Source organism: Streptomyces sp. NPDC045026 (genome assembly GCF_056432625.1).
On sequence record NZ_JBWKIS010000005.1, the window covers coordinates 231,770 to 243,591 of the forward strand.

7 protein-coding genes and 1 pseudogene are annotated in these 11,822 nt (G+C 70.3%); 6 read left to right on the forward strand and 2 right to left on the reverse strand.

Annotated features, from left to right (window positions below; all coding sequences use genetic code 11):
- Window positions 1–35 precede the first annotated feature (35 nt).
- Window positions 36–1,619, forward strand: a complete 1,584-nt coding sequence (locus AC07EJ_RS14205; RefSeq protein WP_478884316.1) for a FadD3 family acyl-CoA ligase — start codon at window positions 36–38, stop codon at window positions 1,617–1,619.
- 361 nt (window positions 1,620–1,980) lie between these two features.
- Here AC07EJ_RS14205 and AC07EJ_RS14210 read toward each other — a convergent pair whose 3' ends face one another.
- Window positions 1,981–2,163: a hypothetical protein gene (locus AC07EJ_RS14210; protein ID WP_389477987.1), complete on the reverse strand. Its 183-nt coding sequence runs from the start codon at window positions 2,161–2,163 to the stop codon at window positions 1,981–1,983.
- A 195-nt stretch (window positions 2,164–2,358) separates the two neighbouring features.
- Window positions 2,359–5,361 (reverse strand): SARP-family global regulator AfsR, encoded by a 3,003-nt coding sequence (afsR, locus tag AC07EJ_RS14215; protein ID WP_389477985.1) that lies wholly within the window; start codon window positions 5,359–5,361, stop codon window positions 2,359–2,361.
- A gap of 175 nt (window positions 5,362–5,536) precedes the next feature.
- On the opposite strand from afsR, the gene AC07EJ_RS14220 reads away from it, so the two are divergent.
- The 5 genes and pseudogenes from AC07EJ_RS14220 to AC07EJ_RS14240 form a co-directional block, all read left to right on the forward strand.
- On the forward strand, window positions 5,537–6,793 hold the full coding sequence (locus tag AC07EJ_RS14220) for an amidohydrolase family protein (protein WP_389477983.1): 1,257 nt from the start codon (window positions 5,537–5,539) through the stop codon (window positions 6,791–6,793).
- Window positions 6,794–6,797: 4 nt separating this feature from the next.
- Window positions 6,798–7,748: a TIGR03619 family F420-dependent LLM class oxidoreductase gene (locus tag AC07EJ_RS14225; RefSeq protein ID WP_389477980.1), complete on the forward strand. Its 951-nt coding sequence runs from the start codon at window positions 6,798–6,800 to the stop codon at window positions 7,746–7,748.
- Window positions 7,749–7,774: 26 nt separating this feature from the next.
- Entirely contained in the window at window positions 7,775–8,554 is a 780-nt protein-coding gene (locus tag AC07EJ_RS14230) for an SDR family NAD(P)-dependent oxidoreductase (protein ID WP_326712491.1), read from the forward strand.
- A gap of 150 nt (window positions 8,555–8,704) precedes the next feature.
- On the forward strand, window positions 8,705–9,823 hold the full coding sequence (locus AC07EJ_RS14235) for an LLM class flavin-dependent oxidoreductase (RefSeq protein WP_266563126.1): 1,119 nt from the start codon (window positions 8,705–8,707) through the stop codon (window positions 9,821–9,823).
- A gap of 214 nt (window positions 9,824–10,037) precedes the next feature.
- Window positions 10,038–11,771: pseudogene (locus tag AC07EJ_RS14240) on the forward strand (N-acyl-D-amino-acid deacylase family protein); the annotation flags it as partial.
- Between the last annotated feature and the right edge of the window lie 51 nt (window positions 11,772–11,822).

Consider the following 11,822-nt stretch of genomic DNA (forward strand, 5'->3'; position numbering starts at 1 on the left):
AGCTACGGGTCGGCTACGGGTGTGGAGGTCGTGCGATGCGCGGGGACCTGGAGTGGGGCACCGTTCCCCAACTGGTGCGTGCGGCAGCCGAACGGTACGGGGAGCGCGAGGCCGTCGTCGAGGGCCGTACGCGCATCTTGTACGCGGAACTCGGCGACCGCGTCGAACGGGCCGCCGCCGCGTGCATCGCGAGCGGCGTCGAAACGGGTGACCGGGTGGCGATCTGGGCGCCCAACACCCTCGACTGGATCGTCTCGGCGCTGGGCGCGGTGAGCGCGGGCGCCGTCCTCGTCCCCCTCAACACCCGCTTCAAGGGTACGGAGGCGGCCTACGTCCTGGCCCGTTCCCGCGCGAAGCTGCTCTTCGTGACGGGCACGTTCCTCGGCACGTCGTACGTGGCGTCACTGCGCCGCGCGAACACGGAACTCCCCGACCTGGAGCAGGTAGTTGTCCTCGCCGACACGGCGCCGGACACGACCCCCGACGACGGCTCCTGCGTCTGGCGGACCTGGAAGGACTTCCTCGCGGGCGGCGAGGGGATCCCGGGCGAGACGGTCCGGGCCCGCGCCGCCGCGATAGATCCTTCATGGGCGTCCGACATCATCTTCACGTCGGGCACCACTGGCCGCCCCAAGGGCGCAGTGATCACCCACGCGCAGACCCTGCGCGGCTACGCGATCTGGTCCGACCTGGCCGGCCTCCGCGAAGGCGACCGCTACCTGATCGTGAACCCCTTCTTCCACACCTTCGGCTACAAGGCCGGCATCATCGCCTGCCTGATGCGCGGCGCGACGATGGTCCCGCAGCCGGTCTTCAACGTGGACACGGTCCTCGCCAACATCGCCGCCGAACGCATCTCCGTACTCCCCGGCCCGCCCACCCTCCACCAGGCACTCCTGGACCACCCGAACCGCGCCTCCCACGACCTGTCGGCGCTGCGGCTGGTGGTGACGGGCGCGGCGGTGGTCCCCCTGCAACTGGTGGAACGCCTGCGCGGCGAACTCGGCGTGGGCACCGTCCTCACGGCATACGGCCTCTCCGAGGCCAGCGGCATCGTCACGATGTGCCGCCGCGGCGACGAGGCGGAGGTGATCGCGTCGACGTCGGGCCGCGCGATACCGGACACGGAAGTACGGGTGGACTCACCCGCCCCCGGCGAACCGGGCGAGGTCCTGGTCCGCGGCTTCAACGTCATGAGCGGCTACTTCGAGGACGAGGACGCGACGCGCGAGGCGTTCACGGAGGACGGCGGCTGGCTGCGCACGGGCGACGTGGGCGTCCTGTCCGACGCCGGCAACCTCCGCATCACCGACCGCATCAAGGACATGTTCATCGTCGGCGGCTTCAACGCGTACCCGGCCGAGATAGAACAGCTCCTCGGCCTCCACTCGCACGTGGCCGACGTCGCGGTGATCGGCGTACCGGACGGCCGGCTCGGCGAGGTCGGCAAGGCGTACGTCGTACGGCGCCCGGGTTCCGTCCTCACGGCCGACGACCTGATCGCCTGGTCCCGCCGCGAGATGGCGAACTACAAGGTCCCGAGGACGGTGGAATTCGTGGCCGAACTCCCGAGGAACGCGAGCGGGAAGGTGGTGAAGGGGGAGCTGCGGGGGAGGTGAGCCACGGCCGTCACCTGAGGACGGCGCGGCCGGGCCGCAGCCGACGGGCGCCGTGGATCTCGCCGCGAGCACGGGCGCACCCCCGGAGTCCGTACGCCCGCGAGGCGGCGGCGGACCACCGGGTCGACGTGTCCGACGAGCCGCTGACCCGCCCCTGCTACGGCTACGGCTGTACGGCTACTGCCGCGCGACGGAATCCATGTGCGCCGGGTGACCGGCTTGGGCAACAGCCCGGGAGCCCGCGCGCTCTACGGGTGACCGCCGGCCTCTCAGGGTCCGGGCTGCCATGCCCGGACACGCCTCGGCCGCGACGGCTCCCCCTCCGCGCCGCCGCGGCCGATCCCCGTGCGTGGAAGCTTGGTCAGGCCTTCTCGTCGGTGGCGTGGTTGTCCAGAGGACGTACGTCGCCGCCGGTCGCGTGGTTGTCGAGGGTGGTGATGTCGCCGCCCGTGGCGTGGTTGTCGAGAGTGGTGATCTCTTCTTCGCCGGTGGCGTGGTTGTCGAGCGGCTTGACCTTGGTGGCTGCCTTCTTGGGCTCGGTCATGTTTCGTCATCTCCCGTGAAAGTGGTTGGGCGGCCCGCCCAGCAACTCCCCCGTGGGTCGCTGGACGGGCGTATCAGGGCCGTTCACCCTAGCGGCGAGGTCCCACCGCTGATCCGTCTGCCCCCCGACGCGACGGATCGACAGGCATGAGAATGCCGAGCCGCGATAAACGAACGATGAACGTGCAGACGGCGACTACGCAGCTGCGGCGGGCGTCAGAAGACCCCGCACGTCGGACGCTTCCGGAGAGCCGAGCAGCTCGTAGATCGACAGCGCCTCCTGCCAGCAGACCCTGGCCCGACCGGTCTGGTTGAGAGTGTTCAGTGCCCGGCCGAGCACGGTCAGCACGTTTCCGCGCCGCCACTCGCCCCCGATCCCGCGCAGTACCGCCAGGGCCTGCTCTGCGAGCGCTGCCGCTTCTGCCGGTTCGCTGTCGATCAGGCTGGCTTCGGCGAGCCGGAACAGCGTCATGCCTTCCCACAGCCGCTGCCTGCTGTCGCGGAAGACTTCCAGCGCCTCGGTCAATCGGGCCGTGGCCTTGGTCAGTTCACCGCGCCCCGTGAGGGCGAGTCCGAGTGCGTAGCGTCCGTTGGCGCCCCGCAGGGTATGTCCGAGCCGGTCATAGATGGCTATGCCTTGCTGCGCGAGTTCAACCGCACTTGCCGTATGGCCCAGCGCAAGGTGGATGCGGGAAAGGTTGCACAGCGCGCTGGCCTCACCCGCGAGGTTCTCATCCAGCCGGAAGCTCTCGATCGCGAGCTGGAGGTACGCCTCGCCGTCGGCGTTGCGATTCTGGTAGAGGGCGATGATTCCGCGGTCGTTGGCTGCCCAGCAGCTTGGCGCCAGATCTCCTGCGTTCTGGGCGAACTGCATCGCGTGCCGGGCTTCTTCGTCGGCCTGATCGAACCGGCCGGCAACCAGGTGCACGTTCGTGAGAGTTGTCAGCGCCCGGCCCTGGGAACGTATGTCTTCGAGGTCTGCCGCCGCGTCTCGAAGGGTGAGGGCCGCTATTTCGTACTGCTTGGAGTTCGCGCCCGACTCGGCGAGATCCTTGGCTGCCCACAACAGGTCGACAGACCGTCGAAGGGTGGAGCCGTCGGTGCACTGCTGGACGCAGGCCAACAGCGCGTTGGCCTCGGCGTACAGCCAGTCCTGTGCCTCGTGGCGGTCGTTGAAGGCCAAGCCCTTCTGCCGCGTTGGCTCCAAGTGATCCACCAGTCGATCCCCCGGCCGCTCAATCGCATAAACCCCCGACGCCGTAGCCAGATAGAAGTCCAGCAGCCGCGACATCGCCGCCCCCCGCTCCTGCGGAGGCAGCTCGTCCCGTTCCGCGCACGCACGCGCGTAGAGGCGGACCAGGTCGTGGTAGCGGTAGCGGCCCGGGGCCGCCGACTCCAGCAGCGACGTGTCGACCAGCGACTCCAGGAGGTCCTCCGTCGCCTCCGCCGGCAGGTCCAGGACCGCCGCCGCGGCGGCGAGCGAGATGTCCGGGCCGTCCGCCAGGCCCAGGAGGCGGAAGGCGCGGGCCTGGGCCGGCTCCAGCTGGCCGTAGCCCAGTTCGAACGTGGCCTTGACCGCGAGGTCGCCCGCCTGGAGTTCGTCGAGGCGCCGGCGTTCGTCCGCGAGCTTCGCGGCGAGGACCGAGACCGTCCACGTGCGGCGGGCCGCCAGGCGTGACGCCGCGATGCGGATGGCGAGGGGGAGGAAGCCGCAGGCCGCGACCACGTCCAGGGCTGCTTCCCGTTCGGAGGCGACCCGTTCCGCGCCCACGATCTTCGTGAAGAGGTGGAGCGCCTCCTCCGGCGACATCACGTCCAGGTCGACGAGATGCGCGCCGACCAGGTCGACCATCCGTACGCGGCCCGTGATGAGCGCCGCGCAGCCCTCCGTGCCGGGGAGCAGGGGGCGGACCTGGGCCGCGTCGCGGGCGTTGTCCAGGAGGACCAGGACGCGGCGGCCGTCGAGTGTGGAGCGGTAGAGCGCGGAGCGTTCTTCGAGGGAGTCCGGTATCGCGGAATCTGCGGTTCCCAGCGCGCGCAGGAACGAGCCGAGGACCGTCTCCGGTTCCGCCGCGCGCGAGCCCGCGCCCTGGAGGTCGACGTACAGCTGACCGTCGGGGAACGAGGGGCGGGCGGCGTGGGCCACGTGGACGGCGAGAGTGGTCTTTCCGACGCCGCCGATGCCCGCCACCGCGGAGACGGCCATGACCTGGCCCTCCCCGTCGGGGGATGACGCGGAGGCGAGGATGTCGCGCAGTTCGGTGACGACCGAGGCCCGGCCCGTGAAGTCCGGCACCGTGGCCGGGAGTTGAGCGGGGCGGAGGGGCGCCGCCGAAGGCTCCGTCGTCGGGGCGGACGGTTCCGCGAGGGCCGGGTCCGCCTGGAGGATGCGCTGCTGGAGTTCGGCGAGTCCGGGGCGCGGGTCGACGCCGAGTTCGTCGGCGAGGAGGCGGCGCGTGTCGGCGTAGACGGCGAGGGCCTCGGCCTGGCGGCCGGAGCGGTAGAGGGCCAGCATGAGGAGCTCGCGCAGGCGCTCGCGCAGGGGGTGCGCGGCGGTGAGGGCGGTGAGTTCGGAGACCGCCTCCGCGTGGCAGCCCTGCTCCAGGTCCATGTCGAGGCGGGATTCGAGCAGGCCGAGGCGCCATTCCTCCAGGCGGGCGCGCTGGGTCTCGGCGTAGGGCCCCGGGATGTTGGCGAGAGGCTCGCCGTCCCACAGGGCCAGCGCCCGGTTGACCAGCTCGCGCGCCTTGCACAGGTCGCCGGCGCCCCGCGCCTTCTCGGCGTCGGAGCGCAGCGCCTCGGCGGCGGCCAGGTCGAGCGCGTCGCCGCTCACGGAGCGGATCGCGTAGCCGCCGGACTCGCTGACCAGGACGCCGGGGTCGAGGATCTTGCGCAGGCGGGAGGCGTACGTACGGACCGCGGCGAGGGCCTGCGAGGGGGGTTCGTCACCCCACAGGGCGTCGATCAGCTCGGCGGCCGTCGCCGTGCGGCCCTCGCGCAGCAGGAGCGCCGCGAGCAGGGCGCGCTGCTGCGGTGAGCCCGTGGTCAGGAGCTCGTCGCCGCGCCAGGCGCGTACCGGCCCGAGCACGCTGAAGCGCAGGCCCGCCGGGGTCTCCTGGGGTTCGGGAGACTCGCAGCTCCCGGTCGCCCCGGAGGTCCCGGCGCTTCGCTGCTCCGGTACCCGCGGTACACCGTCCATCGCCGCCCCCTTCCGCATGCGTCACTTCTCGGAGACACCCGAGACACCGAGGCCAGTTTGCCTTGTTCATGGCGGATGCGTCAGCCGTGCGAGACGGCCATCACAGACACCTCACCTCATGTCCTCGCCGTCCAGAGAGCTGACGGGTCGTCAGATCAGCGCTACCGTGGTCGACATGGAGACCAGTGAGAGCAAGGAGAGCCCCCAGGGCTTCCCGCGGATCATTTCGGTGGACGACCACACTGTGGAACCGCCCGGCGTCTGGCAGGACCGGCTTCCGGCCAAATACCGGGACGTAGGCCCGCGTATCGTGCGGGCGCCCCTGAAGGAGATGACGTTCCTGGGCGGCAAGTTCGCGCCGGTCATGGGCGCACCCGGGGACGAGGGGCCGATAGGTGACTGGTGGGTCTACGAAGACCTGCACAGGCCCCTCACCCGCCTCGACACCGCCGTCGGCTACGACCGCGACGAGATCAAGCTCGAGGTCATCACGTACGAGCAGATGCGCAAGGGCTCGTACGACGTGCCCGCCCGGCTCGCCGACATGGACGTCAACCACGTTCAGTCCGCGCTCTGTTTCCCGACCTTCCCCCGCTTCTGCGGGCAGACGTTCACCGAGGCGAAGGACCGCGAGCTCGGGCTGCTCGGCGTGCGCGCGTACAACGACTGGATGGTGGAGGAGTGGTGCGGGCCGCAGGCCCAGGGGCGGCTCATACCGCTCACCCTCGTCCCCCTCTGGGACGCCGAACTCGCCGCGGCGGAGGTGCGGCGTAACGCCGCCCGTGGCGTGCGTGCCGTCGCCTTCTCCGAGATCCCGCCGCACCTGGGCCTGCCCTCCGTCCACACGGACGAGTGGGATCCCTTCCTGCGGGCCTGCGACGAGACCGGCACCGTCATCGCGATGCACATCGGCTCGTCCAGCAAGATGCCGTCGACCTCGCCCGACGCGCCGCCCGCCGTGGGTTCGACCATCACCTTCGCCAACTGCTGCTTCTCGATGGTCGACTGGCTGATGAGCGGCAAGTTCGAGCGCTTCCCGAACCTGAAGATCATGTATGCCGAGGGCCAGATCGGCTGGATCCCGTACATCCTGGAGCGCGCGGACGTCGTCTGGGAGGAGAACCGCGGCTGGGGCGGCGTCGCCGACAAGGTCCACAAGCGGCCCTCCGAATACTTCGCCGACCACGTCTACGGCTGCTTCTTCGACGACGCGTTCGGACTCAGGAACCTCGACGCGATCGGCGTCGCGAACGTTCTCTACGAGACCGACTACCCGCACTCCGACTCCACCTGGCCGAAGTCCAAGGAGGTCGGCGAGGCGCAGATGGGGCACCTGGCGCCGGATGTCGTCGACCGCATCGTGCGCGGTAACGCCATCGACCTGCTGGGGCTGACCGCCGACGGGCTCTGGGCGGGGCAGGGTGGTGAGTGACCCCATGGACCCCACGAAGCCCGGGACGTCGCACCTCGCCTACGGCATCCAGCTCCCCGTCCAGTCACAGTCCACGATGTACGCCGAGGGATGGGAGGCCGGGGCCGGCGCCGCCGACCTCGCCGAGATCGCCCGCACCGCCGACCGCACGGGCTTCGACTACATCGCCTGCTGCGACCACGTCGCCATCCCGCGCCGCCTCGCCGACGCGATGAGCACCGTCTGGTACGACCCGGTGGCCACGCTCGCCTACCTCGCGGGCATCACCGAGAACGTACGCCTCATGAGTCACGTCGCGATCGTCGGGCTGCGCCATCCCCTGGCCGCCGCCAAGCAGTACGCCACCCTCGACCATCTCTGTGGGGGCCGGCTGATCCTCGGGGTCGGGGCAGGGCACGTACAGGAGGAGTTCGAGGCGCTCGGGGTGGACTTCGCGCGGCGCGGGGCCGTGCTCGACGAGTCCTTGGACGCGCTGAAGGCGGCGCTCGGGCCGGAGGAGTATCCGTCGTTCAAGGGCGAGCGGTTCGCGTTCGAAGGGCTCGGGCAGCGGCCGCGTCCCGCGCAGAGCCGCGTCCCCGTGTGGGTGGGCGGGTCCTCGGCCCCCGCGGTGCGCCGTGCCGCCCTGAAGGGGGACGGGTGGCTGCCGCAGGGGGACAGCCGTGAGCAACTTCCCGGCCAGATCGCGAAGTTGAAGCGGCTGCGGGAAGAGGCGGGCATCGACGCCCCCGTCACCGTGGGCGCGATCGCCGAGCCCCTGTACGTGGGCGAGCCCGCGTGGCACGTCGGGCGGCGCACCCTGTCCGGCGCCCCGCAGGCCCTCGCCGAGTCACTGCGCGCGTACGGCGCGATGGGCGTGGACCAGATCCAGATCCGGTTCCGTTCCCGGAGTCTCGGTGAACTCACCGACCAGATGGCGGCGTTCGCCGCCGACGTCGCTCCGCACCTGAACGACTAGGCACCTCGAAGACTAGGAGTACCGGCATGGGCAAGCTGGACGGGCGCGTCGTCGTCATCACGGGCGCGGCGCGCGGGCAGGGCGAGCAGGAGGCGCGGCTGTTCGCCGCGGAGGGTGCCAAGGTGGTGCTCGGGGATGTCCTCGACGACCAGGGTGAGGCGCTCGCCAAGGAGATAGGCGGGCTCTACGTCCATCTGGACGTGAGCCGCGAGGACGACTGGGCGGCCGCCGTCGCCGCGGCGAAGAAGGCGTACGGGAAGATCGACGGCCTCGTGAACAACGCCGGGATCCTGCGGTTCAACGAGCTGGTCAGCACACCTCTGGACGAGTTCCAGCAGATCATCCAGGTCAACCAGGTCGGCGCGTTCCTCGGGATCAAGACCGTCGCGCCCGAGATCGAGGCGGCCGGCGGGGGCACGATCGTGAACACGGCCTCCTACACGGGGGTGACGGGCATGGCGTACGTCGGCGCGTACACCGCCACCAAGCACGCCATCGTGGGACTGACGAAGGTGGCGGCGCTGGAGCTGGCCGCGAAGAAGATCCGCGTGAACGCCGTCTGTCCCGGCGCGATCGACACGGCGATGAGCAATCCGTCGCAGCTCGATCCGGGCGCGGACACCGAGGAGGCCTCGCAGGCGCTCGACGAGCTGTACCGCAAGCTCGTGCCGCTGGGGCGGGTCGGGCAGCCCGAGGAGGTGGCGCGGCTCGCGCTGTTCCTGACCTCGCAGGAGGACTCCGCGTACATCACGGGCCAGCCGTTCGTCATCGACGGCGGGTGGCTGGCGGGCGTCAGCGTGCTCTGACCCCACGTTCCATGTTCTGACGCTGCATCAGGTATTGACGCTGTACGGGCACGGTGAAACAGTCGGCACATCGAATCTGACGGTACGTCAGAAAGAGCGCAGGAGCTTCTGACGCAGCCGCCGGTCACAGACAGGGGACGGTGAACCTCCTTGGAATTCGGGCTCTTTGTACAGGGATATGTGGGCAAGCGGGCCGAGACCGACCCGCTCGCCGAGCACAAGGCGCTGATGGAGGAGACCGAGTACGTCATCCAGGCGGACAAGTCGGGCTTCAAGTACGCCTGGGCGTCCGAACATCACTTCCTGGAGGAGTATTCGCACCTCTCCGCCAACGACGTCTTCCTCGGCTACCTCGCCCACGCCACCGAACGCATCCACCTCGGCTCCGGCATCTTCAACCCGCTCGCCCAGGTCAACCACCCGGTGAAGGTCGCCGAGAAGGTCGCGATGCTCGACCATCTCAGCGAGGGGCGGCACGAGTTCGGCAGCGGGCGCGGCGCGGGCAGCCACGAGATCCTCGGCTTCATCCCGGGCGTCACCGACATGAACTACACCAAGGAGATCTGGGAAGAGACCATCGCCGAGTTCCCGAAGATGTGGCTCCAGGAGGAGTACGTCGGGTTCAAGGGCAAGCACTGGCAGCTGCCGCCGCGCAAGATCTTCCCCAAGCCGTACGGGAAGGCGCACCCCGCCATGTGGTACGCGGCCGGCTCCCCGCCCTCGTACGCGATGGCCGCCAGGAAGGGCCTCGGCGTCCTGGGCTTCAGCGTGCAGAAGGTCTCCGACATGGAGTGGGTGCTGGAGCAGTACAAGTCGAACATCGGCAAGGCGGAGCCCGTCGGGGCGTTCGTCAACGACAACGTCATGGTGACGTCGACCGCGATCTGCGCGCCTACCCACGCGGAGGCCGTACGGATCGCCGCCACCGGCGGGCTGCACTACCTCCAGTCGCTCGTCTTCCGCTACCACGACACGTTCCCGCGCCCCGAGGGCTTCCCCGTGTGGCCCGAGACGCTGCCCGAGTTCAACGAGGAGATCATCGAACTCCTCATCGCCGAGGAGCTGCTGATCTGCGGCGACCCGGACGAGGTGCTCACCCAGTGCAAGCGGTGGGAGCAGGCGGGCGCCGACCAGTTGTCGTTCGGCATGCCGATCGGCATCTCCAAGGAGGACACGCTCCAGTCGATCAAGCTGATCGGCGAGCACGTCATTCCGAAGATCGATACGGATCCGGTGCACCGGACGACGCGCTTCCGTGAGGCCGTCTGATCCGGCCTCGCCCCTTGACCGCCCCGGCTCTCCCTTCCCGGACGAGAGCCGGGGCCCCCTGGGGCCTCGGGTGCATGGGTGACCGTCACAGGGCTGTGCCCCGGACCCCCTGTCGCCCTTCGGGCACGTCCTCGAACGCCGGACGGGCTGGGTGGGGCTACCCGTTACCTCCGCCACCCCCACTACCACTCACCCTCAGGAGGGGGACGACCTCGTGCTCGACCATCTGATCAAAGGCGCGACCGTAGTCGACGGGACGGGAGCCCCCGCCTACGTCGCCGACGTGGGGATACGTGACGGGCGCATCGCCGTCATCGCCGAGCCGGGGGCCGTGACCGAGCCCGCGGCGGCCAGTGAGGACGCGCGCGGCCGGATTCTCGCCCCCGGTTTCGTCGACCCGCACACCCACTACGACGCCCAGCTGTTCTGGGACCCGTACGCGACGCCCTCCCTGAACCACGGCGTGACGACCGTCGCGGGCGGCAACTGCGGCTTCACGCTGGCCCCGCTGCACCCCGAGCGGCCCGAGGACGCCGACTACACGCGCCGGATGATGTCCAAGGTCGAGGGGATGTCGCTCGTCGCGCTCGAAGAGGGTGCGCCCTGGACCTGGAACTCGTTCGGTGAGTATCTCGACGCTCTCGACGGGCGGATCGCCGTCAACGCCGGGTTCATGGTGGGGCACTGCGCGCTGCGCCGGTACGTGATGGGCGCGGACGCGGTCGGCGGGCAGCCGACGCCCGAGCAGCTGGAGCAGATGCTCGCCCTGTTCCACGAGGCGATGGACGCGGGCGCCTGGGGGTTCTCCACGACGCAGTCGTCCACGCACTCGGACGGCGACGGGCAGCCCGTCGCCTCGCGGCACGCGCGGCCCGAGGAGCTGCTCGCGCTGAGCCGGGCCGTCGCCGAGCACGAGGGCACCCAGATCGAGGCGATCGTCGCCGGGTGCCTGGACCAGTTCAGCGACGACGAGATCGACCTGTTCGTCGAGATGAGCGTGGCCGCCGGGCGGCCCCTGAACTGGAACGTCCTGACCATCGATGCCGCTGTTCCGGAGCGCGTGCCGCGTCAGCTGATCCCGAGCGAGCGCGCCCGCAAGGCCGGCGGCCGGATCGTCGCGCTGACCATGCCGATCCTCACCCCCATGAACATGTCGCTCGGCACGTTCTGCGCCCTGAACCTCATCCCCGGCTGGGGCGAGGTCCTCTCCCTGCCCGTCGACGAGCGGATCGCGAAGCTGCGCGACCCGGACGTGCGGTCCGGGATGCTGCGGCGCGCGGACAGCAAGGAGGCCGGCGTCTTCCGGCGGCTCGCCCACTTCGGGCGTTACGTCATCGGGGACACGTACTCGGAGGCGAACGAGGGCCTGACCGGGCGGGTGGTGAACGACATCGCGGCCGAGCGCGGCCAGGAGCCCTTCGAGTGCCTCGTCGAGATCTGCGCCAACGACCGCCTGCGGACGGTCCTCTGGCCCATGCCCAGCGACAACGACCCGGACTCGTGGGCCCTGCGCGCCGAGACCTGGAGCCACGAGGACGTGCTCCTCGGCGGGTCCGACGCGGGGGCGCACCTGGACCGGATGTGCGGGGCGCCGTACACGACGCGCTTCCTCGGGGACTGTCTGCGCGGGCGGAAGCTCGCCGGGATCGAGGAGGCGGTGAAGATGCTCACCGACGATCCGGCGCGGCTCTTCGGGCTGCGTGAGCGCGGCCGGATCGAGGAGGGCTGGCACGCGGACCTCGTCCTGTTCGACCCGCAGTGGATCGACGCGGGCAAGGCCACCCTCGTCCACGACCTGCCCGGCGACAGCCCGCGCCTCGACTCGAAGGCGATCGGCATCAACGCGGTGTGGGTCAACGGCGTCGAGGTCATCCGTGAGGACGTGGTGACGGGGGCCGTGCCCGGGACGGTGCTGCGGTCGGGGCGCGACACGAGGACGGTGTCCACGCTGCATCTGCCCGGGGGACAACCCCCGGACCCCCGGCCGGACAAGAAGGCG

Coding starts and splice junctions, on each gene's coding strand:
- AC07EJ_RS14230 (WP_326712491.1), top strand. CDS start 7,775: ATGGGCAAGCTGGACGGGCGCGTCGTCGTCATCACGGGCGCGGCGCGC.
- AC07EJ_RS14210 (WP_389477987.1), bottom strand. CDS start 2,163: ATGACCGAGCCCAAGAAGGCAGCCACCAAGGTCAAGCCGCTCGACAAC.
- AC07EJ_RS14225 (WP_389477980.1), top strand. CDS start 6,798: ATGGACCCCACGAAGCCCGGGACGTCGCACCTCGCCTACGGCATCCAG.
- AC07EJ_RS14205 (WP_478884316.1), top strand. CDS start 36: ATGCGCGGGGACCTGGAGTGGGGCACCGTTCCCCAACTGGTGCGTGCG.
- AC07EJ_RS14220 (WP_389477983.1), top strand. CDS start 5,537: ATGGAGACCAGTGAGAGCAAGGAGAGCCCCCAGGGCTTCCCGCGGATC.
- afsR (WP_389477985.1), bottom strand. CDS start 5,361: ATGGACGGTGTACCGCGGGTACCGGAGCAGCGAAGCGCCGGGACCTCC.